Here is a 25,307-nt window from a genome sequence, read left to right as displayed (position 1 = left end):
ACGGCCACGGCGGCAGGCCCAGATCGCTCGACCTCGCTCATCAGCCTCCGAGGCGACGGCATCGCTGCGCGGGACCGGGAGCCGCTTCGATCGGAAGCGCCCTAATCCTGCCGGAGAGCGTGGACCGAGAACAGCCCCTCCGGATCCGTCCAGACCTGGAGCCACGTCCAGCCGGCCCGTTCCGCAAGCGCCCGGAAGGTCTCGACCGTGTACTTGTAGCTGCTCTCGGTATGGATCGTCTCGCCGGCCTCGAACGCGAAGGTATCGGAGCCCACGCGCACCGCCTGCGCGTCCCGGGCGACGAGATGCATCTCGATCCGCGACGCATCCGCGTTGAACACGGCCCTGTGCGCGAAGCTGTCGAGGTCGAACCGGCCGGCGAGTTCCCGGTTGATCCGCGTCAGGAGATTGAGGTTGAAGGCCGCCGTCACCCCCTGGGCGTCGTCGTAGGCATTCTCCAGGGTCGCCGCATCCTTCACGAGGTCGACGCCCACGATCATGTGCGCGCCCACCCCCAGGATCCGCCCGAACCGCCGCAGCAGGTCTTCGGCCTCCGCCGGCTCGAAATTGCCGATGGTCGATCCGGGGAAGAAGCCGGCCCGCGGCATCCCGCTCAGGGTTTCGGGCAGGTCGAAGTCGCGGGTGAAGTCGGCCACCACCGGCTCGACCCGCAGATGCGGGAAGTCGCCGCTCAGGGTCTCGGCCTGCGCGCGCAAGAACTCGCCGGAGACGTCCACCGGGACGTAGGCCGCGAGCTTGTCGAGGTGCCGCAGCAATCTCCGGAGCTTGGCCGTCGAGCCGCTGCCGAATTCGACCAGGGCTGCCTTGGCCGGCAGAAGTGCCGCCATTTCCGGCCCGCTCCTGTCCAGGATGCCGATCTCCGTGCGGGTCGGATAGTATTCCGGCAGCCGCGTGATCGCTTCGAACAGGGCCGAGCCTGCGGCATCGTAGAAGTATTTCGGCGAGAGCGCTTTCTGCGGACGGGAGAGACCGTCCCGCACGTCGGCGAGAAAGGCCAGCTCGGCTGTTTCCAGCGCGACCGGTGTCGCGTCGGGGAAGGTGGGCTTGACGGTCAAAGGGGGGCTCCGGGGCGCGTCAGGCGGCGTCGGCCAAGCGCAGGCCGGTGAACTGCCAGCGCTGGTGAGGATAGAAAAAGTTGCGGTACGGCAGCCTTGCATGGCCCTCGGGGGTGGCGACGGAGGAGCCGCGCAGCACGAACTGGTTGGCCATGAACTTGCCGTTGTACTCGCCGAGGGCCCCGGAGAGCGGCCGGTAGCCCGGATAGGCCACGTAGGCGCTGCGGGTCCATTGCCAGACGAGCCCGAACGCGTCCGGCAGGGCACCGTCCCGGGCCGCGACCTCCCACTCGAACTCCGTCGGCAGGACGCGGCCGGCCCAGCGGGCATAGGCGTCGGCCTCGTAGTAGCTGACATGGGTCACGGGGGCGTCGAGCTCCACCGGCCGCAGCCCGCCGAGGGTCATCATCGCCCAGCCGTCGCCGTCCCGGCGCCAGTAGCCGGGCGCCTCCCAGGCCTCGCCCTGGCCGGCATACCACCCGTCCGAGAGCCACAGCTCGGGCTTGGCGTACCCGCCATCCTCCATGAAGGCGAGCCATTGACGGTTCGTAACGAGGGCCTTGTCGATCCGGCCGGGCAGGATCAGCGCCTCGTGGCGGGGCGACTCGTTGTCGAACGAGAATCCGTCGCCCGTATGCCCGATCCAGGCGACACCGCGAGCAAGCGCGGCGCGGCCTGCCTTCGCCGAGGCTCCGGGGAAGCGCCAATCGGAGTCATAGACCGGGTTCAGCGGGTTCTGCGCGAAGGCGTGCAGGATATCGGTGAGCAGGAGCTCCTGATGCTGCTGTTCGTGATACAGGCCGATCTCGAGGATCGGCAGGAGGCCGTCCAGTGCGCTGTCGGACGCCTCGCCCAGAAGCGCTTCCACGGCCCGGTCGACATGGGCCCGGTAGGCCGTCACCTCCGCCATGGTCGGACGGGTGATCATGCCCCGCTGGATGCGCGGCTGACGCGGGCCGGCCGCGACGTAGTAAGAATTGAACAGGTAGTGCAGGCGCTCGTCGTAGATGGCGTAGCCCGGCAGATGCTCGCGGAGCAGGAACTGCTCGAAGAACCAGGTCACGTGCGCGCGATGCCACTTGGTCGGGCTGGCATCGGCCATCGACTGGACCTGCTGGTCCTCCGGAGAGAGCGGCGCGGCGCGTCGCTCGGTCTCGCACCGGACATGGCGGTAGGCGCCGATCCAGGCCGCGCGGTCGATCGGCCGGGCTGTCACGGGCGGCGGCGGGAAGGCCGGCGCCGCCTGCGCGCGCGCGTCGCCTGAGCGGAGTGCCGCCGTCGCTGCCATGCGCGGATCCTTCCTCTTTTCGAGCCCGTCCTGGAACCGTCTCATCGGCGCCGGGCCCGGGCGAGGAAGATAAGTCCCCGTCGGGGTCAGACAACCTCCGCAGGAGATTCCGCCTCCCTCATGTCCCCGGTCGGCCCGTTCGCGTGTCGGGTGACGACCGTTAACAAGATCGGTTGGGGATCGCGGGTCTTTCTCTTGCCGCAGTGACACGGCCTTAACTCTCGGCACCGAGATTCGAGACGCTCATCGCGGAGTCCAGGGTTTCCATGCGGATCGATCTGATGGCCGGGGCCAGCCTGGCCCCTGCGGCGTTCAGGGGCGCGCCGGAGCCGACGATCCTGGTCTTCGATTCCGGCCTGGGCGGTCTCACCGTCCTCGACGCTGTGCGCCGCGCCCGCCCCGATGCCCGCTACATATATGCCGGCGACGACGCCGCTTTCCCGTACGGGCGGCTCGGCGAGGCGACCCTCGTCGCCCGGGTCCTGACCGTGATGGAGCAGCTCGTCGCGACGCACCGGCCCGATCTGGTCGTGATCGCCTGCAACACCGCCTCGACCCTCGTGCTGCCGGCTCTGCGCCAGCGCTTCGCCACCCCGTTCGTCGGCGTGGTGCCGCCGATCAAGCCAGCCGCCGAGGCAACACGTTCGGGGCTCGTCTCCCTGCTCGCCACCCCCGGCACGGTGGCGCGCTCGTACACCCACAACCTGATCGCGACCTATGCGGGGTCCTGCGCGGTCACCCTGGTGGGCTCGCCGAACCTCGCGGGCTTCGCCGAAGCCGAACTGGCCGGTACGCCCGTGGACGACGCCACCCTGGCCGCCGAGATCGCTCCCTGCTTCGTGGCGGAGCCGGACGGGCGGCGCACCGACGTGGTCTGCCTCGCCTGCACCCATTATCCCCTGCTGCTGCCGCGCCTCGAGGCCCTCGCGCCCTGGCCGGTGGCTTGGATCGACCCGGCCCCGGCCATCGCGCGGCGGGTGGTGCAGTTGATCGGCGGGGCCCCGCGTGATGCGGCCCGGGACGCGAGCGTGCACGGCGCCTTCACGGCCGGGACCTGCCTGACCGCGCCGCTGCGCGCCTCGCTCGCGGCTCGCGGGATCGGCGAGATCGCCGTCGAGGCGTTGCCGCTGCCGATGCAGTAGGTGTCGCGCCTTGGCCGGTCCGCGTCCAGCGGGCCTCCGCGGCGAACGCGCGATGTCGACCTTGACTGCTTGTGATTTCTATAGTTGCGGCCTGCGACTGGGCGCGCCGAAGTAACTTACTGATTTCGGATTACGCGCTTCCGCGGGTGGCTGTCCTGATCTGCGGCGCCCAGCCGAATGCGGCCGCGCCGCCCGGGCCGTCGGCTGGCTGATCGGTTTGACGCCGCCGGTATGGTGTCCTGGGCTCCGGCGGCCCTGTGGCCTCGGCCCCGCGGATCCTGCCGGCTACCGAACCGTCGCGGCTGCGCCCGACGGTTGGTTGGAGGCTTCGGCCTCGGCGGGAACGATCAGGTGGACGAACAGCATCCCGGCGGCGACGATCAGTGCCAACGCCAGGATTCGCCACAACTCCAGGATCGGTTCGTTAGGCTCCTTGTCGGTCCTGCTCGGCATGGCTTGCGTATCCCCGTCCCGGCTGCCTCTCGACGAAGTGGAGGGCCGCTCGTCGAAAGGATCACGATCCCAAAGGCTGGAGCCGCCAGCCCGATGCGGTCGGGCCGGGGATCGCTCACGATCGAGTGCCAGGGGACACCGGAAGTATGAATGCTTCGTAAATCGCCCAGCCTGCCTGCCGGGACCGACGCGCCCGATCCTGTCTGCCAAGTTCCGGCCCGGCTCATCTACCGGCCCGGCCGGATCGGGGCTCAGGATCGGGGCCTCACGCTGCGAGATGCGGAGCCGCGGCGACCTCGCAGGTGTCCGCCCGCAGCCGCCAGTCGATGACCCGCGCGTGCTCGCAGAGCATCGCCTTCGCCTGCCACTCGGCGGACACGTCCGATTGGGCGCGGACTGCGACCTGCCGCTGCAGGACATGGTGATCATGGCCGGTATCGTCGGAAACGGTCTTGTAGAAGGTGACGATATAGGTTCGCATCGCTCGGCCCCTGTTGCGGCGCGGACGAATCTTCCTGCGAACGGCGCCATGCGCCTTGATCCAGCGCAAGGACGTCCGGGCACACCGCCATAGGGCGATTCGCCTTCGCGCCGCGGACCGGTATTCGGCGTCCGGAACGGAGCGTTGAACAGCTGTCGAGGCGGCGCGACCTTCAACGCGCGGCGCCGGCCGATACTGAATAGCGTGCAAAATATGCTGCACGGTCTAGCTTTGGCCGCAATTTCAATCAGACTTCGAGTCTATTGGAGACTGACGCCTGCCGGAAGTACCAAATGTTCGAGAGTTTGTTCTGGGGTGCAGCAATGGTCGCGCTGGTCGGCTCGGCCGCACTGGTCGCGATCGCCGCCACCGTACAGCCCGGGATCATCCACAAGGATGACCTCGAAACGCGGCTCGCCGACCCGCGCAGGATATTCGGACGGAAGCGGCGGTGGCGTCGTGCGACGCGTCGCCTCGGTTCGCTGTCGCTGAAGTGAGCCGGCGGCTTTATCCCGGTGGATACGAAACCCGTCTGACCCAAAGACGTACGTCCATGGGGCATCCTGGGATGATAGGAGTCTGGAGACTGCGAAGCGGCAGTCCATCTGCAATATCAGAGGGCTCAGGACTGATGAGCGTGCGTCAGATTTGCGACCAGGTGAAAATTACCGAGCGGGCGTTCACGGCTGCGCTCGGCGCCATGAAGGCGGCCGGCCTCCGCGAGGAACTGACCCGTGAACTTCAGGACATGGAAGCCGCGGAGGTCGAGGCCGGCCAGGACGAGGCCTCTGCCCGTTCGGCCTCGTGGAAGCGGGTCAAGATGCTTCACGGCCTTGGCTACCCAGTCGATTTCGGCTGGCTCCACGCCGCCAGCGCAGCTCGGTAGGGGACGCCGCCTGTCGCGCGGGGCAGCGATGCCGGAGTGCGCTGTGGGCCCTGGCCCCGACCTTCACGCGACCGCGTGGGAGTCGGGGCGATCCGGCTCAGAGTGCGAGGTCATAGGCGGCAGCCGGAACGGCCGTCCTGCTGATGTGCGGCACGACGCTGCTTGTCGGGACAGGCTTGAGCACGGCCCCGGTCGATCCGCAGCGGCACGAACGGCTGCAATCGCCGCACCATGTAGGCCCATTCCGGGGCGACCCGATCGGGATCTGAATGCGGTGCCGTAGCTCGGACCGCCTGCCGGATCTTCCCCTGCCATGCCTGCGCTGCGACGACCTTCTCGAGGCCCTGCAGCATGGTCGGCGCCGCCGTGGATGCGCCCGGCGAGGACCCAGCGCCGCGCTGCTGCCGTCCTTCGCGTCGACGATCTCGGTGCCGGACTCGAACGGATGCAACCATCCGAACGATCAAACCAAGGGAATTGCTTTGTTGCGGATCAGCGCTTTAGGCGGCTGATGGTGCCCAGGAAAGGACTCGAACCTTCACCTCTTGCAAGACTGGTACCTGAAACCAGCGCGTCTACCAATTCCGCCACCTGGGCTCGCCACCGGCCTTCAGCCGGCGACGGCCCCGTTTATGCGGACCGACGTGGCCCGTCAATCGGGATTTCAGCCCTGCGGCCAATCCCGGATGTCGACGAAGCGGCCGGCCACTGCAGCGGCCGCAGCCATCGCCGGCGAGACCAGATGCGTGCGTCCGCGATGGCCCTGACGGCCCTCGAAATTCCGGTTCGACGTGGAAGCGCACCGCTCCAGCGGGTTGAGCCGGTCGGCGTTCATGCCGAGGCACATGGAGCAGCCCGGCTCGCGCCAGTCGAAGCCCGCCGCCTTCAGCACCCGGTCGATGCCCTCGGCCTCGGCCTGCGCCTTCACGAGTCCGGAGCCCGGCACCACCATGGCCGAGACGCTCTCATGGACCTTGCGGCCCTCGACCATCTTGGCCACGACCCGCAGATCCTCGATCCGGCCATTGGTGCAGGAGCCGATGAACACTCGGTCCAGGGTGATGTCGGTGATCGGCGTGCCCGGGGTCAGGCCCATGTAGGCCAGCGCCTTCTCTTTCGACTGCCGCTTGTTCTCGTCGGCGATCGCGGCCGGGTCCGGCACACGGCCGCGTACCGAGATCACGTCCTCGGGGCTCGTGCCCCAGCTGACGATCGGCGGCAGGCTCGCGGCGTCGAGGCGCACCTCGCGGTCGAATTGCGCGCCCTCGTCGGTGAGCAGGCTCTCCCAGTAGGCCCGCGCCTTGTCGAAGGCCGCGCCCTTGGGGGCCTTCGGGCGGTCCTTGACGTAGGCGTATGTGGTGGCGTCGGGCGCGACCATCCCGGCACGGGCGCCACCCTCGATCGACATGTTGCAGATCGTCATCCGCCCCTCCATCGAGAGGGCGCGGATCGCCTCGCCGGCGTACTCGATCACGTGGCCGGTGCCGCCTGCGGTGCCGATCTCGCCGATGATCGCCAGGATGATGTCCTTGGCGGTCACGCCGGCCGGCAACGTGCCGTCCACCGTGACGCGCATGTTCTTGGCCTTCTTCTGCAGCAGCGTCTGGGTGGCGAGCACATGCTCGACCTCCGAGGTGCCGATGCCGTGGGCAAGCGCCCCGAAGGCGCCATGCGTCGAGGTGTGCGAATCACCGCACACGATCGTCTGGCCGGGGAGCGTGAAGCCCTGCTCCGGGCCGATGATGTGGACGATGCCCTGGCGCCGGTCGAGGGCGTCGTAGAACTCGATGCCGAAATCGCGCACGTTCTCGGCCAGCGCCTCGAGCTGGGTCCGGCTCTCGGGATCCTCGATGCCCTTCGAGCGGTCGGAGGTCTGGACGTTGTGGTCGACCACCGCCAGCGTCTTCTCGGGGTGCCGAACCTTGCGGCCGGCCACGCGGAGTCCCTCGAACGCCTGCGGGCTCGTCACTTCGTGAACGAGATGACGGTCGATGTAGAGGAGGCTGGTGCCGTCCGGCTGGACATCGACGACGTGGTCGTCCCAGATCTTGTCGTAGAGGGTGCGCGGGCTGGTCATCGGTTTTCGTCTTCGGATGGAGTCGGTGCAAAGCTCTCGCGGTTATGCGCTGTCCTTAGTAGGCATCGCGCGCGGTTTTCGGAAGGGGCGAGCCCTGCCCCGAGCGACAGGCCGCTCGGCGCTGGATCCCGGATGTCACGGCTGGGCGGCCGGGCCCTGTGGTGCATCACCGGGCGCAGGCCCTATGCCAGGATCCGCGCTCGGTCGCCGCATCGGCGGCCGGCCGGATAGGGGAGTGTGAGATGCCCGAAGCGCCGCCCGAGATCCTGTTCCTGCGGACGATGCATCCGCTGATCGAGGCAGCCTTCGCGGGCCGCTTCACCGTGCACCGGCTCGCGGAGGCCGCCGACCCGGAGGCGAGGCTCACCGAGATCGGCGCGCGGATCCGCGGCCTCTGCGTCGGCGGCCAGGTCGACGCAGCCCTCATGGACCGCCTGCCGAATCTGGAGATCATCGCCAATTTCGGGGTCGGCTACGACGCCGTCGATGCCGTCGAGGCGCACCGGCGGGGCATCGTCGTCACCAACACCCCGGACGTGCTCACCGACGAGGTCGCCGACCTCGCCGTCGGCCTGGTGCTGGCGACGCTGCGGCGGCTCCCGCAGGCCGACCGCTACCTGCGCGCAGGCCATTGGCCCAAGGCCCCGTTCCCGCTCACGGCTTCGCTGCGCGAGCGCCGGGTCGGCATCCTCGGGCTCGGCCGGATCGGGCGGGCGATCGCCCGTCGGCTCGAAAGCTTCGGCGTCGAGATCGACTATCACGGCCGCCGCCCGCAGGCGGATGTTCCCTACGCCTACCACGACAGCCTGATCGGCCTGGCCCGGGCAGTCCACATCCTGATCGTGGTCGCACCCGGCGGCGCCGGCACCAAAAGCTTGGTGGATGCCCCGGTCCTGCAGGCGCTGGGCCCCGAGGGGATCCTCGTCAACGTCGCCCGCGGCAGCCTCGTCGACGAGGCCGCGCTGATCGCCGCACTGCGGACGGGTACGATCCTGGGCGCCGGGCTCGACGTGTTCGAGAACGAGCCGCACGTGCCGGCCGACCTCGCCGCCCTCGACAACACCGTGCTGCTGCCGCATGTCGGCTCCGCCTCCGAGCACACCCGCGCGGCGATGGCCCAACTCGTGGTCGACAATGTCGTGTCCTGGTTCGAAGGCCGCGGCCCGCTGACCCCCGTTGCCGAGACACCCTGGAGCCCGCACGCGTGAAATCCGCACAGGCCGCGCTGCTTGCCGCTTTGGCCCTGATTCCGTGGCCGGCCGCAGCGCAAGAAGCGACCGAGCCCAGTGTCCCGGCCCCGGAGACCCTCGCGGCGCCCCCGGCCCCGCCGAGCCTGCCCGAGAAGCTAGGGGAGGCCCCCGGATCCTGGGACCTGTCCCGTGACGGCACCAACCGCCGCTGCGTGATGACTCTGCAGCTGGCGAACGGCGATGCCGGCCGGCGTGTGAATTTCCCGGCCGGCTGCCGGCGCGCCCTCCCGATCGTGAGCGGGGTCGCCGGGTGGCTCTTCGTCGACGGGGCCGTGCGCCTCGTCGACCGCAACGTCCGTCCGATCCTCGACTTCATCCGCCGGCCGGACCAGCGCAGCCTCATGGCGACGTCCGAGGGCGGCGAGCACTACAGCTTCGTGCCCCTCGACATCGTGGCGATGCGGCCGCCCGCCGCCGCCACGCCCGATATCGCCGGGATCGAGACCCGCCCCCCTACGGCCCCATTGCAGACGGCGCCGGCCGTGCCGGCGGAGCTGCAACGCGCATCGACCGCGGCCGCGGGACCTGTGCCGGGGGTGTACGCCCTCGACCGTTTCCAGGAGCGGGATACCTGCCGCATCAGCCTGGAGGGGGCCGGCGACGGTGTTCACGTGGTGCCCGGCTGCCACGACGGCGGCCTGGAGGTGTTCGATCCGGTCCGCTGGCGCTACGCGAACGGGCGCATGACGCTGACCGCCAAGCGCGGCCACACCATCGACCTGGTTCCGAGCGGCGACGGACGCTGGCGGCGCGACCCGGAGGTCGGCACCACCTTCGTTCTGCGCCGCGTCGACTGACCTACCGGGTCCCGCGTCCGTCCTGGACCGGCAGCATGCGCTCCAGCAGGCCGTCCCGTCGGATGACGAGGTGCCAGATCGTCCCGGCAATGTGCAGCAGCACCAGGGCGTAGACGAACCATTGCCCGACGAGATGGATCGACTCGGCGATCTTCTGCGCCCCTTCGTCCTTGGTCAGGCCGGGGATCGTGAACAGCCAGAAATACGGGGTGTCCCGTCCGGACAGCGCGCTCAGCAGGTAGCCGCTGACCGGCATGATCAGGAAGATCGCGTAGAGCAGCCAGTGGTTCACGCGGCCGATCAGCGTCAGGAGCCGCGGCGCCTGAGGGTCCGGGGGCGCCGGCCGGATCATGCGCCACACGATCCGCAGGACGACGATCGCCAGGATCGTCAGCCCGACCGACTTGTGCAGCACGAACAGGCTGCCCTTGGCCGGCGCCGGCGGCAGGCTCATCGCCACCCAGGCGAGCGGCAGCACCGCCAGCGCCAGGGCGGCGGTGAACCAGTGAAGCGCCTGCGCGACCGGATGGTAGCGCGGCAGGCCGGAGGCCGTGACGTAGGTGGCGGGGAGCGGCGCGGGCGCCCGGCCGGCCGTGATCGGAGAACCTGACATGATCCCTCGCGGGTTGGCGTGGTCCGCTCCGGATCTAGGGCCGGCCGCGGTCTCGGGGATTCTTGCCTCAGGCGGCCGCGCCGGCATCGATCGCCCGCGCGACGTCGAGCAGGGCCGCCAGCTCGGCGGCGGCGGCAGCGAGCCGGACGGCCACGGTCTCGTCGATGACGCGCCCGTCGGCCATGTCCTCGGGGCCGGCATAGACTGATGTCGGCGCCACATGGGCCGCAAAGAAGCCGAACAGCGGCCGCAGGCCGTGCTCGACCACGAGGGCGTGGCGCAGGCCGCCGCCCGTGGCCGTGAGCGCAACCGGGATGCCCGACATCCGCGCCGGATCGACGAAATCGAACACGTGCTTGAAGAGGCCGGCATAGCCTCCCTGGTAGACCGGCGTCCCGACGATCAGGGCGTCCGCCCCCTCGATGGCCTCGATCAGTCGCGCCGCCGGCAGGGACAGGTCCTCGCGCCGCGTCGCGCCGAGGCCCGGCCCGGCATCGATCAGGTCGTAGACCTTGAGGTCGATGCGGCGCAGTCGCCCAAGCTCGGCGCCGACCGCCTCCACGAGGTCGCGGGTCCGGGAAGGCCGCTTGGCGCTCCCGGAGAAGGCGACGACGCGGGGAAGGCTCGGCTTCACGCTCACTGACAACCCTTATGCCGCTGTGCGCCCCTCCGCGGGACACGGACGAACCTGTATCGGCCTCGTCCCGGCGCGAGGGGCGCTCGAGCCAATCTCGGACCGATCCCAAGGTAACGCATTCCGGCCGTGGATGAAGCCTCGAAGCCCGCGAAGGTCGCGACCGCATCGATTTGGCGCGCGGCGGCCGCGCCATCGCCTCAGCCGCGCAACCGCCAGACGTGGCTCCGCTTGATCTCGGCATCCTCGAGGGCGCGCGAGACCGGTACCGCATAGGTCGCCAGGCATTCGAGACGCTCGCGCGGCAGGTAGGCGCGGCCCGGGTCGCCGATCAGTACGGTGACGCCCCGCGCTTGCAGGTCGGAGAGCCAGCCGGTCACCGCCTGGGCGAGGTCGCGCTCGTAGAAGACATCCGCCGCGAATACCAAGCTGGCCTCGGGCGAGGTACCCAGGAGGTCGGTGGAGACGGGCTCGATGCGCTCGCGGACCCCGTTGGCTGCTGCATTCAGCCGGATCGCCGCGACGGCGAACGGGTCGAGGTCGCTGGCGACCACATGGTCCGCTCCGGCGCGGGCCGCGGCAATTGCCACCAGTCCGGAGCCGGAGGCGAAATCCACCACCCGGCGGCCATCGACGATCCCGGGATTGTCGAGGACGTAGCGGGCGAGCGCCTGACCGCCGGCCCAGGCGAAGGCCCAGAACGGCGGGGGCAGCCCGATCTCCTGCAACTCCGCCTCGGTCCGCTGCCAGAGCTCGGTCGCCTCCTCGGCGACGTGAAGACGGATCTCGGGGACGTGGGGAACCGGCAGCAGCCGCGTATTGGCCTCGATGAAGCCGGCCGGATCGTCCGGAGCGCGCATGGTCAGGCCTCCAGCAGATCGCGCCATACGGCGCAGACCCTGTCGGTCACCGCAGCTTCGGTGAAGCCACCGGACTCGATCCGCGCCCGGGCCGCCGCGCCGAGGGCCGCCACCAGTGCCGGATCGCCGCTCAGGCGCACGAGGGCGTTGGCCAGGGCCGGGGCGTCGCCGGGCGGCACGAGCAGGCCTTCGACGCCGTCGCGCACGAGGCTGCGGCAGCCCGGGACATCGGTGGTGACGAGCGCCCGGCCGCAGCCGCCGGCCTCCAGCAGCGTCCGCGGCAGTCCCTCCCCGCCCCGGGACGGCAGGCATGCGACGTGGTGGCCGGCCCACACGGCGGCCACGTCTTCGGTCGGCCCGTGCCAGGCGACGCCGTCGTGGCTCCAGTTCCGCAGCGTCGACTCGGCGATCGCGCGCCGGTTCGACGGATCCGGCGCCCCGTACAGCGAGAGTTCCACGGGGGCTCCCCGGGAACGGGCGAGGCGCACGGCTTCCACCGCCACGTCGACGCCCTTCGACCAGAGCATGCGCGCCACGATTGCCACCCGCAGCGGCGGCATCGCCGGCAGTGGCCGCGGCGCGAACGCGTCGAGGTCGACGCCGGCACCCCCGACCACGGTGACGCTGCGCTCGGACGGATCGAGGCCGAGCGCCAGCGCGTCGTCCGGATTCTCGAACAGGAACCGGGTGCGGGCGGAAGCCAGCGGGCCCCGGATCAGCGCCCGCAGGGCCAAGCGCGCCGCGCGCCCGACCCGATCGCTGCGGGCGCCCATGAGACCGAGGCCTGTGAGCGCGTAGACCCGCGCCGGGATGCCGGCCATCGCGGCCGCGGTTCCGCCCACCAGGATGCCGCGCAGCGCGATGCAGTGGACGATGTCGGCCCGGAGCGCCTTCAGGATCGCCGCCAGCTGCCCGGCGGCGTAGCCCGCCGCCATCGGGTTGAGGCTCGCCCGCTCCGCCTCCAGCGCGACGACGCGCGCGCCCGTCGCCTCGATGGCCGCGCGGTGCGCCCGCACCCGGGTGACGACGGTGACCGAGAGCCCCATGGCGAGCGCGGCCCGCGCCATGGGCAGGAAATGCGAGGCGAAGAACCAATCCTCGGTCACCACGAAGACGAGGCTTCGCATCGGTGTGGGCAGGTTTTCGCGGGCGGATGGGGACTCCATCGGCTTCCTCTAGCACGGCGCGCCGGATCGTCCTGCGGCGGATGCGCAGCACCGGAACGGCGGTCGCGCATCGCCGTTTGAGGAGGGCCTTTCCGCCGGGCGCAGCCCCCGGCGGCGTTCATGGGAGGGGCAGGCCATGGCGGATTTCGAGACGGTCCAGAGCGGCGCAGGCCTGCGTGCGGCGGCCGAGGAAGCCGGACTCGTCTATGTCGACGACAGCCGGCCCGGCCTCGGGCGCAAGCGCAGCGGTACGGGGTTCCGATACCTCGACGCGAAGGGCGCCCCGCTGCGGGACGCGGCGACGCTGGCCCGCATCCGCGCTCTGGCGATCCCGCCGGCCTACACCGACGTCTGGATCTGCCCGCGCCGCAACGGGCATATCCAGGCCACCGGCCGGGACGCCAAGGGCCGGAAGCAATACCGTTATCACCCAGGGTTCCGGCAGGCCCGCGAGGCCGACAAGTTCTCGCGCATCATGGCCTTCGCGGACGCCCTGCCGGGCATCCGCCGCCGGGTCGATGCCGATATGAAGCGCCCGGGCCTGTGCCGCGACAAGGTCCTGGCGACCGTGGTCCACCTGCTCGAGACCACACTGATCCGCGTCGGCAACGACGATTATGCCCGCACCAACAAGAGCTACGGTCTGACCACCCTGCGCGACCCGCATGTCCGTATCGAGGGCGCTGCCCTGTCGTTCCGGTTCAAGGGCAAGAGCGGCAAGACCTGGGACGTATCGCTCAAGGACCGGCGCGTCGCCCGGATCGTGAAGGCGTGCCAGGACCTGCCCGGGCAGGAGCTGTTCCAGTACCTCGACGCGGACGGCACGCGGCGCGACGTCACCTCGTCGGACGTGAACGCGTATCTCCGGGCGATCACCGGCGAGGACTTCACCGCCAAGGATTTTCGCACCTGGGCCGGGACGGTGCTGGCCGCGCTTGCCCTGCACGAGTTCGAGAGCTTCGACAGCGAGGCATGCGCCAAGCGCAACGTCCGGGCGGCGATCGAGAGCGTCGCAGGCCGCCTCGGCAACACGCCGACGATCTGCCGCAAGTGCTACATCCACCCGCAGATCCTCGACTGCTACCTGGAGGGAGCCCTCCTGCTGCAGGTGAAGGATGCGGTCGAGTCGGAGCTGAGCGCGGATCTCTCCCGTCTCCGGCCGGAGGAGGCGGCGGTTCTCGGGCTGCTCCAGGCCCGTCTGGCCGCGGCCGAAGATGACGCCCGGGCCGGCAAGCGGGTCAAGCCCGTGGCGGCCGAGGGACGCAAGCGGAGCGCGGGGAAGACCCTGGCCAAGCCGAAGACCGGTTCGGCGGCCGAACCGTCGGTGACGTCGGGAGCCAAGTCAGCAGCCAAGTCGGCAGCCAAGCGGAAGCGGTCGTCGGGACGTGCGCGGGCCCCCGCCGGCGCGCAGGCCGGCGCCGGCTGAGGTGTGAAGCCCGGGTCGGGATCATCCGGCGCTCCGGTCAGTGCCGGGACTGGTTGTCGTTCCCCGAGCCGGACCGGCCGTCGCCGCGGCGGACCTGCTCGCTGTCCACCACCGGCGCGAGCCCCAGCTGGCGGGCGAGGGAGACCAGATCCTTCAACCGCCCGGTCTGCGTCTTGCGGCGCAGGTTCAGGCGGTGGGTCTCCACCGTCCGCACGCTCAAGGCCAGACGGCGGGCGACCTCTTTGTTGCTGAAGCCGGAACTGAGGAAGCGGAGGACCTCCGCCTCGCGCGGCGTGAGCCCGAGGCCGTCGCCCTGTTCCGACGGCATCGCGACTGCCTGTTCCGGGGGCACGAGGCAATCCGAACCCTCCGCCAGGGCGAGCAGGGCGGCGCAGAGTTCCCGCGGCGACTTCGAGCGCGCCACGAAGGCATCCGCGCCCGCGGCCAGGAGCGCGCGAAGATCGTCGGCGGTGAGCGCACCGAAGGCCACGAGGGTGCGCAGGCCCGGCTGCCGCTCCTTCAGCCCGACGATGCGCGCGATCCCGTCCGCGAGCCGGATCTCGTCGAGGAAGACGAGGGCGACTGCTGTCCCCGCATTCGCCTGGTCCAGATCCTCTTCGCTGATCGTCTGGAACTCCGGCATATGCTCCAGAGTGGCGCGAACTGTCGCACTCAAGTCCTGCGGTTCATCCAGGATCAGAACGCCAACGGCCGTACTCATGACCTCGCACCTTTCGTCTCCCGGCTTGATACAAACCCACCGGGATCGGGTGCTCAGTTCCAAAATCTATTCCAGCATTTCTGCCTGAATATTAAGGTTTATATTGGCCGATTCTGTCGCTTTGCATCATTGTTCAGGCAACCAGTGTGCCACCGCGGGACGGGGCCGGTAACCATATGCAAGCCGCCCGTGCCAACTTGGACCAGACGGGCCGTCTCAGCCTGCGACAGCCCGGGGCGCCTCGCTCTCATACGGGACGACGCGGTTGCGGCCGCCGGTCTTGGCGGCATAGAGCGCGATGTCGGCCCGCTTGAGCAGGGCGTCGACGCTGTCGGCGTCGATCCAGGTGCTGACCCCGAAGCTGCAACTCAGGCTGACCGCACTCTTGCTGCCACGGATGCGCAGCGCCTGGACGCGCTCCCGAAGGTGCTCGGCCCGCGTGCTGGCCTCGGCGAGGCTGCAGCCCGGGAGGACGATGCCGAATTCCTCGCCGCCGAGGCGCCCGGCGACACCTTCTCCTGCGAGCAGATCGGCGACGGCCTTGATGGCGACGTCGCCGACATCGTGCCCGTGCTGGTCGTTGATCCGCTTGAAATGGTCGATGTCGGCGAGGATCGCCGAGATGCCGCCCGGCCGCCCGAACTGTTCTGCGGCGATGCGCGCCCGTTTGAAGAAAGCGCGCCGGTTGTAGGAACCGGTGAGCGGATCGGTCTCGGCGAGGCGTCTCAGCTCCTCCTGCATCGTGATCAGGCGCTCGGCCGCGCGCAAGCGCGCATTCAACTCTTCGGCGCTCGGCGGCTTCTCGATGAAGTCGTCGGCGCCGCTGTCGAGGGCTTCGGCCAGGCTGCGCACATTGCGCGCGGACGACATGGTGATGACATACAGGGGGCCGCGTTCGTCGGCGAGCAGGCGCGCGGACCAGCAGAGTTCGAGCCCGCAGAGCGGCCGCACCTCAAGGCTGGTGATCAGCACGCGGACTGAGGGAGTGGTGGTTATGAATTGCAGCGCCTCGGCCGAATCCGTGAAGGCATGCACGTGGTGCCCCCGCGGCGCGATCAGCGAGGTGATGATCTGGAGCACGACGCGGCTCGAATCGACGATGACGATCTGCATGGCGTATTCCGGACCCGATATCCGGTCTTAGGGCGGAAGACTTAACTTCAGCCCAACGCTGGATCCGGCCTCAAGCATGAGCGGGGTGAAAACCGCGCCCGACTTGCGCAATATCGTTATCCGAGGTCGCTTGTGGCGGCGCGCCGAACCCGACCCGCCGCCCGACCGCGGCGCGGCCCTGGCTTCGGCCCGCGCTGCGGTCGACGCGGCAAAGACGGCCCTCGGCGAGCGCGGCCCGGCTTGGTGGAGCGATGACGCCCCAGATTTCAACCGCCGTCTGGTCTGCAATACGCCCTACGCGGCGTGCTACGCCGCGCTCAGCGGCGGGGAACCTGGACCGCGATGACCCGGGCGCCGGCTGCGTGGCCCTCATCCGTCGCGCCGTCGCCACGGCGGCCGCGCGCCTTCGGGGCCGTCGCGTTGATGACCGTGATGGTCGGCTGTGCCGCCGGGGCGGACGCGATGCCGGAGACTGTCGGAATGCCGTAGGTCCCGTAGCTCCAGGGTGACGGCACAATCTCGCTCGGACGCGGGACACGCGTCAGGGGTGCGCCGATATAGGTGCCGCGGACGAAGTCGACGGCATAGCCGCCATGAGCCGGGGCATAGGGATACACGCCCTGCGCCGAGGCCGGCGCGGCGACCAGCAGGGTGAGGAGCGTGAGGGCTTTCCGGGACGCCATGGGGCCGGCTCCGAGGCTCATCGGAAGGGAACGCGTCGGAAACGACGCTGGGAAACGGACCGGAGCACCCGTCGTTCCCGGTCTCCAGCCGCGCAGACTGCGTATGGGCCCTTCCGGGGACGCCGGCAGATTCAGCGGCAGGTCGTGATCCGCCGCACCACCCAGCCCTCGCCCTCGATCCACAGGCGGCGGCGCATCCGGCTGCAGGTGGCGTCGTCGTCCCGGTCCACCGCGGCGACCGGATGGACCTGGGGCTGCGTGGCCTCGGCGACCTTGGTCTCGGCCTGGGAGGGCGCGGCCTCGGCAGCGACGAGGCTGGCGAGGAGGAGAATGGCGCTGGCTGCACCGGTGGCGGTCGATCGGATCATCATGGTCTGGGACAGCGCTCTGCGGCCGAGTCTGCGGATTCGACACGTGAATGCGCGGCGCGCCGCTTCGGTTTCATGGGCCGTGACGGAACGGCAGCCTCCGAGAGCCCCCGCCGTCGAACGGAACGCCGGCCCGGCGAGCCGCGGAACGGGCCGCACGACGCGCTTGGAGCTCCTCACAAAGCGCTCGATCAGCGGGAGCCCTTCCACTGATCGCGACGGCGCAGCGGGCGCTTTGTGAGAGGCTCTTAGACTTCGCGGCATCCGCAGGTTAGGAGGAGCGGCCCGGACGCGACGGCTCCCGAGGCCCCTCGGTCGGGGCTGCGAGGACCGGTCCACGAGCGAGGGTCCGAGCCAAGGGTCCATGAGCAAGCCGAAGCCCCTGACGAACGCGCTCCTGACGCCGGAGAAGCGCGCCGAGGACGTGGATCAGACCATCCGCCCGCTCAGCCTGTCCGAGTTCATCGGGCAGAAGGCGGCGCGCGCCAACATGCAGATCTTCATCGAGGCCGCAAGGAAGACCGGCCAGGCGCTCGACCACGTGCTGTTCGTCGGCCCCCCGGGCCTCGGGAAGACCACGCTGGCTCAGATCGTGGCGCGCGAACTCGGGGTCAACTTCCGCTCGACCTCGGGCCCGGTCATCGCCAAGGCCGGCGACCTCGCGGCGCAGCTGACCAACCTCGAAGAGCGCGATGTGCTCTTCATCGACGAGATTCACCGCCTCAACCCGGCCGTGGAAGAAATCCTCTACCCCGCCATGGAGGATTACCAGCTCGACCTGATCATCGGCGAGGGACCGGCGGCACGCTCGGTCAAGATCGAGCTGCCGAAGTTCACGCTGGTCGGGGCGACCACCCGGGCGGGCCTTCTCACGACGCCATTGCGCGACCGGTTCGGCATCCCGATCCGCCTCGAGTTCTACGAGATCGACGAGCTGGAGAAGATCGTCGCCCGCGGTGCGCGCGTGCTCGGGCTCGGCATGTCGGCGGAAGGCGCCAACGAGATCGCCCGGCGCGCCCGCGGGACGCCGCGCATCGCCGGGCGGCTGCTGCGCCGGGTGCGCGACTTCGCCGTGGTGGCGGAGGCCGAAACGGTGACGCGCGCCATCGCCGACCGGGCGCTGAAGCTTCTCGACGTGGATTCGGTCGGGCTGGACGTGATGGACCGCAAGTACCTCACGCTGATCGCAACCTCGTTCGGCGGCGGCCCCGTCGGCATCGAGACGATCGGAGCGGCGCTCTCCGAGCCGCGCGACGCGATCGAGGACATCATCGAGCCCTACCTGATCCAGCGCGGCTTCGTGCAGCGCACGCCCCGCGGCCGCGTCCTGACCAAGCACGCCTTTCGGCATATGGGTTTCGCGGAGCCGAAGCGAGACACGAGGGCGCAATCCGGCCTGTTCGACGGCGGCGACGACGCCTGAAGCGAATGGCGGCGGCGGCATCCATGCCGATGAAGCAGGGCAGAGCCTCCCTCAACTCATGGGCTGACGCGGGCGCATCGAAACGCGGAGCGGATTCGGTTGTGCGGTGCAAAAGCGGCAAGCGCCTGTGATCAGTCCGCTTTTGGAAGCCGGCCGCGATAATATAGCCAAGCTTATGCGGATCGGCGGTCGCTGATCTGATCACGCAAAAGCGATCTCGGTTCGGGAACAGCGCGTAATCGCGGCAGTTGTGGTTGCGACCGCGCCAAGACTGCGTGGCGCCGGCAAGACGGTCGAAACCGAGGCGATGCCCCTCGGATCGGGCCAGATCTTCAGGCCATCATTCAAGCCATCATAAGAACATTAGGGATAATCTTCCGTCATGAAGACAATCACGCTCGCCGTCCTCGGCCTCTCCGCTGCCGCGCTCTCGACGCCGGCGCTCGCGCAGGACGCGCTCCCGATCCGCGTGCTGCCCTTCGCGAACCAGCAGGATGTCGGCGCCGCCGCGACCGAGACCCCCGCGTTCCGTGCCGAGGCGCTGCGTTCGGACGCCGCCAGCATCGAGGCGAGCCGCATCGCCCTGCAGCGTTCGCGCAACCCGCATGTCCGCAACTACGCCAACCGCGTCCTGGTCGAGCGCAAGGCGACCACCGACGCGCTGCTGCCGCCGAACACCTCGCTGTCGCGCAACGGATCGGTGGTGTCCGATAACCAGGGCATCCGGACCGATCTGAGCAACCCGGTCGGTCTCGTGCTCGCCCCCGTGACCGTCGCCGCCAACATCGGCACCAGCATCGTCGGCGGCGCCCTCGGCGCGGTCGGCATCGTCGACAACAGCCCCGCTGAGCCGGGTCGCCGTGTGGCCCTCGGCGAACGCGGTCAGGCCCGCTTGGCGCAGCTCCAGTCGGCCCCGAACGGCCGCGCCTTCGACCGCACCTACATCGACCAGCAGGCCCGGTCCGACGCCCGGACCCTGTCGCTCTACGACGCCTACGCGAAGGCGGGCGACAACGCGCAGGGCCGCCGGTTCGCCAGCGAGGCGCTGCCCTACATCGCCGACGAGCACGCCCACTCGGCGAGCCTGGCCGCCCGCATCGGCGGCTGATCCGACAGCGCGGATTTGAGACCTGCGAGGGCTGCCCCCCGGGGTGGCCCTCGTCATATTGCGTGCGCTCGTTGCGCCCCGCTAAACGATTGCGATGACCGTATCGACCATCGCGAACACCGAATTGGCTGACGAAAGCGACGCCTTCCACCGGCTGAGCATCCGGGTCTATTACGAGGACACCGACTTCTCCGGCTTCGTCTACCACGCGAGCTATCTCCGGTTCATGGAGCGCGGCCGGACCGAGCTGCTCCGGGCGATGGCGGGTGACCAATCCGACCTTCACCGCGAGGCGCACGGCCTCGTCTTCGTCGTGCGCCGGATGAGGCTCGACTTCGTGCGTCCCGCGCGCATGGACGACCAATTATGCGTCCTCACCCGCACCTGTTCCGTGCGCGGCGCGTCGATGCAACTCGCCCAAGAGGTCCGCCGGGACGGCGAGTTCCTGGTTGGCGCCGAGGTCATGGTCGCCTGCGTGCGGGACGGACGCGCTGTGCGCCTGCCGGATGCCCTGCGCCGACGCCTGGCTCCGGAGGACGCCGCGTAGGGCTATCCTGCCCGCGACGGGTCGGCCTCGCACAGCAGCCGGGCGAACGCGTTGACGATGGTCATCGCATCGTACTCGACCGACACGAGCTGGAAGCCCATGGCGACCATCTCCCGCGCCCGCGCCGGGGCGTGTGCGAAGGCGCAGGGGAGCTTGCCCGCGGCCCGGGTCTTGCGCACGATCTCGCCGAGAGCCGCGGTGACCGCCGACCCGAGTGGGTCCAGGGCCGCGCCCTTGGACAGGGCGATGGACAGATCGGCGGGCCCCACCAGTATCCCGTCGATGCCCGGCACGACCAGGATCGCCTCCAGCGCGTCGATGGCCTCGGCGGTCTCGCACATGGCGATGGTCAGCGCGCGGTCATTGGCGGCCGCGAGGTAATCGGATCCGTCGAGAAGCCCCGACATCCACATCGCACGGTCCGGTCCCCAGCTGCGCTGCCCGACGGGCGGGTACTTGGTGGCGGCGGCGAGCGCCCGCGCGTCGGCCACCGTGTTGATCATCGGCGCGACGATGCCGGACGCACCCGCATCGAGCATCCGCGAGGCCATGGCGAAGTCACCGACCGGCACCCGAACCAGGGTCGGCTTGCCGGCGAGCGCCACCTCGGTGATCGCCGCGCAGCTCGACTGGTAGTCGTGGGCGCCGTGTTGCTGGTCCAGCAGAACCGCGTCGAAGCCCGCCCGCGCCAGGGCGCCGGCGATCGCCGGGTCGGCGATGCAGGACCAGCCGAGGAACCGCGCCGGGCCGGCGGGCAGCAGATCGGGGAGGCTCGGAACAGGTAGAGTCATCTCGCATCCCGTACTGAGGCTCGCGGCGCTCTCGATGCGGCGCCGCCGGGCGTGAGCATAAGGGGGGCGGTTTCGGGAGGTCCAGCCTGCCAGAGATGACGCGGGGGCGCCTCGGGAAAACCCGGATCGAAACCGATCCTTAACCCTATCGCGCCCTTAAGACGGCGGTGCGACGGTGCCGGGTCCTCGAGGCAAGAACGGCCCTTACTTTCGACAGATTCGCGGGCGATAGCATTGATATCGCTCACGGATCCGGCGGACGCGGGCCTCGCCCGGCGCATCGCGATCCGGAGCAGGAGACCTCGACGGATGAACCCAGCCGACGCGATGCAGGCCGCGCCTGTCGCCGACATGACGCTGCTCGGGCTGTTCCTGCAGGCCCATTTCGTCGTGAAGATCGTGATGATCGGGCTGCTCAGCGCCTCGATCTGGTGCTGGTCGATCATCGTCGACAAGACGCTGCTGTTCCGCCGCACCAAGGCCGAGATGGACGCGTTCGAGGACGCGTTCTGGTCCGGCCGCTCGCTCGAGGAGCTGTTCCGTTCGTTCAATGACCGGCCGGCCACGGGGCTGGCCGCCGTGTTCGTCGCCGCCATGCGCGAGTGGAAGCGCTCGTTCGAGGGCTCGGGCCGGCAGGTTCAGTCCCTGTCGCAGCGCATCGAGAAGCAGCTCGACGTCACCATCCAGCGCGAGGTCGAGCGGCTGGAATCGCGCCTGCTGTTCCTCGCCTCGATCGGCTCGGCCGGCCCTTATATCGGCCTGTTCGGCACGGTCTGGGGCATCATGACCGCGTTCACCTCGATCGCGGCCTCGAAGAATACCTCGCTGGCGGTCGTCGCCCCCGGCATCGCGGAGGCGCTGTTTGCCACCGCCATCGGGTTGTTCGCGGCGATTCCGGCCGTGCTCGCCTACAACAAGCTTCAGGCCGAGGTCTCGAAGTCGCAGTCGCGGCTGGAGGGTTTCGCCGACGAGTTCTCCGCGATCCTCTCTCGCCAGATCGACGAGCGGCTCTCTCTCGCCGCCTGAGGGGGCTGATCCAGGAGCTTGACCCATGAGCATGGCGGCGGGAGCATCCCACGGCGGCAAGCGGCGGCGGCGCAGGGGCCGGCGCGGTGGCCCCATCAACGAGATCAACATGACGCCGTTCATCGACGTCGTGCTGGTGCTCCTGATCATCTTCATGGTCGCGGCGCCGATGATGACGGTGGGCGTCCCCCTCGACCTGCCGCAATCCAAGGCGTCGCCGCTCAATTCCGACGTCAAGCCGGTGACCCTGTCGATTCGCCAGACCGGCCAGGTCTTCCTCGGGGAGGACGAGCTGACCGACGATACGATCATCCCGAAGCTCCTCGAGACGGCGAAGACCGGGACCGAGGAGCGCGTGTTCGTGCGCGGCGACAAGCGGGTCGATTACGGCCGCGTCGCACAGGTGATGGCGATCGTGACCGGTGGCGGCTTCAAGAAGGTCGCCCTCGTCACCGAGCCTGAGCATCAGTAGGGCCAATCGCCGTGGAGTTCCGCTTCGACCGCAAGGAACCGGGTGTCTGGATCTCGGCCGGCACCCATGTGGCGCTGCTCGCGCTCGCGCTGTTCAGCGTGGCGGCCCCGGCTTTGCCCGAGGCGCAGGAGGGCGTGCCCGTCGAGGTGATCACCGAGAACCAGTTCTCGGAGATCACCAAGGGCGAGCGGCAGGCCGACAAGCCGATGCCGAACGCGCAGCCGCGGGCCGATCGCCAAGCCGAGAAGATCGAGGATCGCGAGCCCGAGAACGCCAAGACCGACGCGCCGAACGCGCCCACCCGCACCGCCGACATGAAGCTCGCCAACGCGGAGGAGATGCCGCTGCGCGCCGAGCCGGATCCGCAGGAGACGGCCAAGGCCGCCGAGGAGAAGCGCGAGGCCGAGAAGGCGGCCGCCAAGGCCGCCGAGAAGGCAGCCGAGAAGGCTGCGGCCGACAAGGCCGCTGCCGCCGAGAAGGCCGCGGCGACCAAGGCCGAGGCGAAAGCCAAGGCCGAGGCGGTGGCCAAGGCCGAAGCCGAGAAGCGCGAGCAGCTCGACAAGCTGATCGAGCGGCAGGAGGCCGAGGCCATGGCTGCGAAGGCCGCCGCCGCGAAGGCCGAGGCCAAGGCGAAGGCGGATGCCGCCAAGGCCGAGGCCGCCCGGGAAGCCGCCAAGAAGGCCGCGGAGGCCAAGGCTGCGGAGGCCAAGGCCGAGGCGGAAGCCGAGCGGCAGAAGGAGATCGCCGAGGCCAAGGCCGAGGCGGAGCGCGAGAAGGCGGAAGCCGCGGCCAAGGCCAAAGCGGAGGCCGCCGCCAAGGCGAAGGCCAAGGCAACGGCGGACGCGAAGGCCAAGGCCGACGCGGAGGCCAAGGCGCGCAAGCAGGCCGAGCTTGCCGACAAGTTCAACGCGGGCGACATCCGCTCGATGCTCGCCTCGAAGGCACCGTCCCAGTCCACCGGCGCCACAGGCCACGCGGTGCAGAAGGTGGCGGCGCTCGGCGCCGCGACCGGGACCGCGCAGCGCCTGTCGCCGTCGCTGCGTGACGCCCTGGTCGGACTGCTGCAGCAGCAGATCGAGCGCTGCTACTCGGCGCCGCCCGGTGCGGCCCAGGGGGTGATCCTGCCGGTGCTCGACATCCGCCTGAACCCGAACGGGTCGCTGAGCACCGAGCCGCGGATCATGCGCGGCGGGAGCAGCGCGGTCGACCAGTCGATCGCGCAAGCCGCGCTCCGGGCCGTTCGCCGCTGCGCGCCGTACAACATTCCCGCCACCTACGCGCCGTACTACAATGACTGGAAGGCCATCAACGCGGAGTTCGAGTTCACGGCGACCTGAGGTCTCCGCCCGCGCGACCTGCCTTCAAACACCTCCCCGTCTGATCGTCACTCGGATCCGACCCATGAAGAACATATCCTCCGTCGGGCGTTCCCCGACGTCCTTTGCCGCGCGCCTGATCGCGTTCCTGGCCGTGCTGACGGCGTTCCTGGGGGCGCCGGCCCAGGCGCAGCTGCAGCTGCGCATCGGCGGCGGCAACTTCCAGCCGATGCCGATCGCCATCGCGGATTTCGGCGGCGATCCGAGCCTCGGCGGCCTCGTGTCCGGCGTGGTCACCAACAATCTGCGTCGCTCGGGCTACTTCACGCCCCTCGACCACGCCCGCTTCCCGGAATCACCGAACTTCGACGCCGCGCCGAACTTCGAGAAGTGGCGCGCCACCGGCGTCCAGGGCCTCGTCACCGGGCGCGTCGCCCGCGACGCCTCCGGTCGGCTCAAGGTCGAGTTCCGCCTCTGGGACGTGACCTCCGGCCAGCAGATGACCGGCCAGCAATACGGCACCGACGCCGCCAACGCCCGGCGCACCGGCCACCTGATCTCCGACGCGGTCTACACCAAGATCACCGGCCTCGGCCCCTGGTTCGACAGCCGCATCGCGTTCGTGGACGAGACCGGCCCGAAGGAGAACCGGCGCAAGCGCCTGATGGTCATGGATCAGGACGGGGCTAACGTCCGGGCGATCACCAGCGGGGAGATGTCGATCGTCGCCCCGCGCTACTCCCCGGCCACGCAGGACATCGCCTTCATGGCGCAGGCCACCGGGCACCAGCCGCGGGTCCAGGTGATCAATCTGGAGACGGGCTCGCGCCAGGCGCTGGGCAACGTCGATTCGATGAGCGCGAGCCCGCGCTTCTCGCCGGACGGCCGGCGCCTCGTGATGAGCGTCCAGCAGGGCGGGAACGCCGACATCGTGACGATGGACATCGCCTCGAAGGCTCAGCATTCGATCACCAACGGCATGGCGATCGACACCTCCCCGACCTACGCGCCGGACGGTGCGCAGATCGCGTTCGAATCGGACCGCGGCGGCTCGCAGCAGGTCTACGTCATGGGCGCGGACGGCTCGAACCCGCACCGGATCACCTTCGGCCCCGGCTCAGCCTCGCAGCCGGCCTGGTCGCCGCGGGGCGACCTGATCGCCTATACCCGCCAGCGCAACGGCGGCTTCGCCATCTGCGTGTCCAAGCCAGACGGCACCGGCGAGCGGGTCCTGACCGAGGGCTTCCACAACGAGGGGCCGACCTTCGCGCCCAACGGCCAGTACGTGCTGTTCTTCCGCGATCCCGGCGGCCAGGGCGGCGGCAAGCTGTTCATGGTCGACATCACCGGCCGCGTGGAGCAGCCGGTCCCGACGCCCTCCTACGCCTCCGATCCGACCTGGTCGCCGCTGCTGGCGGGGCGCTGACCTTCGACTGCATCGACCCGGGGCCCGGCTGCCAGCCGGGCTTCAAGGTTGAAGAGCCCACGCGAAGCGTCTGTCAGAGAAAGGGTTATCCCGACCCGGCCGGCTTGGCGGCGCGGCCGGGATGAACCTTGGGGCGGCCGGACGTGATCGGATTGTCCGAACCG

At 69.8% G+C, this 25,307-nt stretch carries 29 protein-coding genes and 1 tRNA gene; 14 read left to right on the top strand and 16 right to left on the bottom strand.

The window, feature by feature from the left end; genetic code table 11:
* Nucleotides 1-101: 101 nt before the first annotated feature.
* Together egtD and egtB are read right to left on the bottom strand one after the other, a co-directional pair.
* Nucleotides 102-1,076, bottom strand: coding sequence for an L-histidine N(alpha)-methyltransferase (gene egtD, locus Q8W67_RS15870; RefSeq protein ID WP_305547177.1), 975 nt, complete (start codon nt 1,074-1,076; stop codon nt 102-104).
* A 19-nt stretch (nt 1,077-1,095) separates the two neighbouring features.
* A complete protein-coding gene (gene egtB / locus Q8W67_RS15865; RefSeq protein ID WP_305547175.1) occupies nt 1,096-2,364 on the bottom strand; it encodes an ergothioneine biosynthesis protein EgtB in 1,269 nt (422 codons plus the stop codon).
* 266 nt (nt 2,365-2,630) lie between these two features.
* Between egtB and murI the strand changes: the two genes are divergently transcribed.
* Nucleotides 2,631-3,506, top strand: a complete 876-nt coding sequence (gene murI / locus Q8W67_RS15860; RefSeq protein WP_305547173.1) for a glutamate racemase — start codon at nt 2,631-2,633, stop codon at nt 3,504-3,506.
* Nucleotides 3,507-3,791: 285 nt separating this feature from the next.
* Here murI and Q8W67_RS15855 read toward each other — a convergent pair whose 3' ends face one another.
* Entirely contained in the window at nt 3,792-3,959 is a 168-nt protein-coding gene (locus Q8W67_RS15855; protein WP_305547170.1) for a hypothetical protein, read from the bottom strand.
* Between the two features lie 265 nt (nt 3,960-4,224).
* Entirely contained in the window at nt 4,225-4,440 is a 216-nt protein-coding gene (locus tag Q8W67_RS15850; RefSeq protein WP_305547168.1) for a hypothetical protein, read from the bottom strand.
* Nucleotides 4,441-4,733: 293 nt separating this feature from the next.
* Here Q8W67_RS15850 and Q8W67_RS15845 point away from each other — a divergent pair, with 293 nt between their 5' ends.
* A complete protein-coding gene (locus Q8W67_RS15845; protein WP_305547166.1) occupies nt 4,734-4,937 on the top strand; it encodes a hypothetical protein in 204 nt (67 codons plus the stop codon).
* 134 nt (nt 4,938-5,071) lie between these two features.
* The gene (locus Q8W67_RS15840) at nt 5,072-5,326 is read left to right on the top strand and encodes a hypothetical protein (protein WP_305547164.1); all 255 of its coding nucleotides are present in this window, start codon (nt 5,072-5,074) and stop codon (nt 5,324-5,326) included.
* A 110-nt stretch (nt 5,327-5,436) separates the two neighbouring features.
* Here the strand turns inward: Q8W67_RS15840 and Q8W67_RS26870 are convergent, their stop codons facing one another.
* The 3 genes from Q8W67_RS26870 to leuC all read right to left on the bottom strand — a co-directional run bounded on the left by Q8W67_RS26870 (nt 5,437) and on the right by leuC (nt 7,403).
* A complete protein-coding gene (locus Q8W67_RS26870) occupies nt 5,437-5,679 on the bottom strand; it encodes a hypothetical protein (protein WP_370693890.1) in 243 nt (80 codons plus the stop codon).
* A gap of 159 nt (nt 5,680-5,838) precedes the next feature.
* Nucleotides 5,839-5,923 (bottom strand) — tRNA-Leu (locus Q8W67_RS15830).
* 67 nt (nt 5,924-5,990) lie between these two features.
* Entirely contained in the window at nt 5,991-7,403 is a 1,413-nt protein-coding gene (gene leuC, locus Q8W67_RS15825; RefSeq protein ID WP_305547162.1) for a 3-isopropylmalate dehydratase large subunit, read from the bottom strand.
* Nucleotides 7,404-7,645: 242 nt separating this feature from the next.
* Here leuC and Q8W67_RS15820 point away from each other — a divergent pair, with 242 nt between their 5' ends.
* A complete protein-coding gene (locus Q8W67_RS15820; RefSeq protein ID WP_305547160.1) occupies nt 7,646-8,611 on the top strand; it encodes a 2-hydroxyacid dehydrogenase in 966 nt (321 codons plus the stop codon).
* Entirely contained in the window at nt 8,608-9,450 is an 843-nt protein-coding gene (locus tag Q8W67_RS15815; RefSeq protein ID WP_305547158.1) for an AprI/Inh family metalloprotease inhibitor, read from the top strand. Before Q8W67_RS15820 ends, Q8W67_RS15815 begins: the two co-directional genes overlap by 4 nt.
* A gap of 1 nt (nt 9,451) precedes the next feature.
* Here Q8W67_RS15815 and Q8W67_RS15810 read toward each other — a convergent pair whose 3' ends face one another.
* The 4 genes from Q8W67_RS15810 to Q8W67_RS15795 all read right to left on the bottom strand — a co-directional run bounded on the left by Q8W67_RS15810 (nt 9,452) and on the right by Q8W67_RS15795 (nt 12,723).
* Nucleotides 9,452-10,063, bottom strand: a complete 612-nt coding sequence (locus tag Q8W67_RS15810) for a cytochrome b (protein WP_305547156.1) — start codon at nt 10,061-10,063, stop codon at nt 9,452-9,454.
* Nucleotides 10,064-10,130: 67 nt separating this feature from the next.
* On the bottom strand, nt 10,131-10,697 hold the full coding sequence (locus Q8W67_RS15805) for an NAD(P)H-dependent oxidoreductase (protein WP_305547154.1): 567 nt from the start codon (nt 10,695-10,697) through the stop codon (nt 10,131-10,133).
* Nucleotides 10,698-10,897: 200 nt separating this feature from the next.
* Nucleotides 10,898-11,557 carry a methyltransferase gene (locus tag Q8W67_RS15800; protein WP_305547152.1) on the bottom strand — a complete coding sequence of 220 codons (660 nt, stop codon included), beginning with the start codon at nt 11,555-11,557 and terminating at the stop codon, nt 10,898-10,900.
* Between the two features lie 2 nt (nt 11,558-11,559).
* Nucleotides 11,560-12,723: a glycosyltransferase family 4 protein gene (locus Q8W67_RS15795; protein ID WP_305547150.1), complete on the bottom strand. Its 1,164-nt coding sequence runs from the start codon at nt 12,721-12,723 to the stop codon at nt 11,560-11,562.
* A gap of 136 nt (nt 12,724-12,859) precedes the next feature.
* Between Q8W67_RS15795 and Q8W67_RS15790 the strand changes: the two genes are divergently transcribed.
* Nucleotides 12,860-14,149, top strand: a complete 1,290-nt coding sequence (locus Q8W67_RS15790) for a DNA topoisomerase IB (protein WP_305547148.1) — start codon at nt 12,860-12,862, stop codon at nt 14,147-14,149.
* A gap of 37 nt (nt 14,150-14,186) precedes the next feature.
* Here Q8W67_RS15790 and Q8W67_RS15785 read toward each other — a convergent pair whose 3' ends face one another.
* Both Q8W67_RS15785 and Q8W67_RS15780 read right to left on the bottom strand, forming a co-directional pair.
* Nucleotides 14,187-14,870, bottom strand: a complete 684-nt coding sequence (locus tag Q8W67_RS15785) for a response regulator transcription factor (RefSeq protein ID WP_305547146.1) — start codon at nt 14,868-14,870, stop codon at nt 14,187-14,189.
* 216 nt (nt 14,871-15,086) lie between these two features.
* Nucleotides 15,087-15,983, bottom strand: coding sequence for a diguanylate cyclase (locus Q8W67_RS15780; RefSeq protein ID WP_305547145.1), 897 nt, complete (start codon nt 15,981-15,983; stop codon nt 15,087-15,089).
* Between the two features lie 76 nt (nt 15,984-16,059).
* Here Q8W67_RS15780 and Q8W67_RS15775 point away from each other — a divergent pair, with 76 nt between their 5' ends.
* Entirely contained in the window at nt 16,060-16,329 is a 270-nt protein-coding gene (locus Q8W67_RS15775) for a hypothetical protein (RefSeq protein WP_305547144.1), read from the top strand.
* Here Q8W67_RS15775 and Q8W67_RS15770 read toward each other — a convergent pair.
* The gene (locus Q8W67_RS15770; RefSeq protein WP_305547142.1) at nt 16,301-16,666 is read right to left on the bottom strand and encodes a hypothetical protein; all 366 of its coding nucleotides are present in this window, start codon (nt 16,664-16,666) and stop codon (nt 16,301-16,303) included. The genes Q8W67_RS15775 and Q8W67_RS15770 overlap by 29 nt on opposite strands.
* A gap of 131 nt (nt 16,667-16,797) precedes the next feature.
* Nucleotides 16,798-17,037, bottom strand: a complete 240-nt coding sequence (locus Q8W67_RS15765; RefSeq protein ID WP_305547140.1) for a hypothetical protein — start codon at nt 17,035-17,037, stop codon at nt 16,798-16,800.
* Nucleotides 17,038-17,398: 361 nt separating this feature from the next.
* Here Q8W67_RS15765 and ruvB point away from each other — a divergent pair, with 361 nt between their 5' ends.
* The 3 genes from ruvB (at nt 17,399) to ybgC (ending at nt 20,112) form a co-directional block, all read left to right on the top strand.
* Nucleotides 17,399-18,457 carry a Holliday junction branch migration DNA helicase RuvB gene (gene ruvB, locus Q8W67_RS15760; protein WP_305547138.1) on the top strand — a complete coding sequence of 353 codons (1,059 nt, stop codon included), beginning with the start codon at nt 17,399-17,401 and terminating at the stop codon, nt 18,455-18,457.
* A gap of 382 nt (nt 18,458-18,839) precedes the next feature.
* On the top strand, nt 18,840-19,565 hold the full coding sequence (locus Q8W67_RS15755; RefSeq protein WP_305547136.1) for a DUF4142 domain-containing protein: 726 nt from the start codon (nt 18,840-18,842) through the stop codon (nt 19,563-19,565).
* A gap of 94 nt (nt 19,566-19,659) precedes the next feature.
* Nucleotides 19,660-20,112, top strand: coding sequence for a tol-pal system-associated acyl-CoA thioesterase (gene ybgC, locus Q8W67_RS15750; RefSeq protein WP_305547132.1), 453 nt, complete (start codon nt 19,660-19,662; stop codon nt 20,110-20,112).
* Nucleotides 20,113-20,114: 2 nt separating this feature from the next.
* On the opposite strand, the gene Q8W67_RS15745 is transcribed toward ybgC, so the two are convergent.
* Nucleotides 20,115-20,903 carry an HpcH/HpaI aldolase/citrate lyase family protein gene (locus Q8W67_RS15745; protein WP_305547129.1) on the bottom strand — a complete coding sequence of 263 codons (789 nt, stop codon included), beginning with the start codon at nt 20,901-20,903 and terminating at the stop codon, nt 20,115-20,117.
* A 309-nt stretch (nt 20,904-21,212) separates the two neighbouring features.
* Between Q8W67_RS15745 and tolQ the strand changes: the two genes are divergently transcribed.
* The 4 genes from tolQ (at nt 21,213) to tolB (ending at nt 25,143) form a co-directional block, all read left to right on the top strand.
* Complete coding sequence (gene tolQ / locus Q8W67_RS15740; protein WP_007566854.1) at nt 21,213-21,929, top strand: protein TolQ; 717 nt, start codon at nt 21,213-21,215, stop codon at nt 21,927-21,929.
* A gap of 25 nt (nt 21,930-21,954) precedes the next feature.
* On the top strand, nt 21,955-22,401 hold the full coding sequence (locus tag Q8W67_RS15735) for an ExbD/TolR family protein (protein WP_007566852.1): 447 nt from the start codon (nt 21,955-21,957) through the stop codon (nt 22,399-22,401).
* Between the two features lie 11 nt (nt 22,402-22,412).
* Nucleotides 22,413-23,738 carry a cell envelope integrity protein TolA gene (gene tolA, locus Q8W67_RS15730; RefSeq protein ID WP_305547126.1) on the top strand — a complete coding sequence of 442 codons (1,326 nt, stop codon included), beginning with the start codon at nt 22,413-22,415 and terminating at the stop codon, nt 23,736-23,738.
* Between the two features lie 64 nt (nt 23,739-23,802).
* On the top strand, nt 23,803-25,143 hold the full coding sequence (tolB, locus tag Q8W67_RS15725; protein WP_305547124.1) for a Tol-Pal system beta propeller repeat protein TolB: 1,341 nt from the start codon (nt 23,803-23,805) through the stop codon (nt 25,141-25,143).
* The last annotated feature ends 164 nt before the right edge of the window (nt 25,144-25,307 follow it).

Origin of the sequence: Methylobacterium sp. NEAU K (assembly GCF_030700285.1) — a bacterium.
Taxonomy (GTDB): Bacteria; Pseudomonadota; Alphaproteobacteria; order Rhizobiales; family Beijerinckiaceae; genus Methylobacterium.
This window is presented reverse-complemented; position numbering and strand designations above follow the sequence as displayed.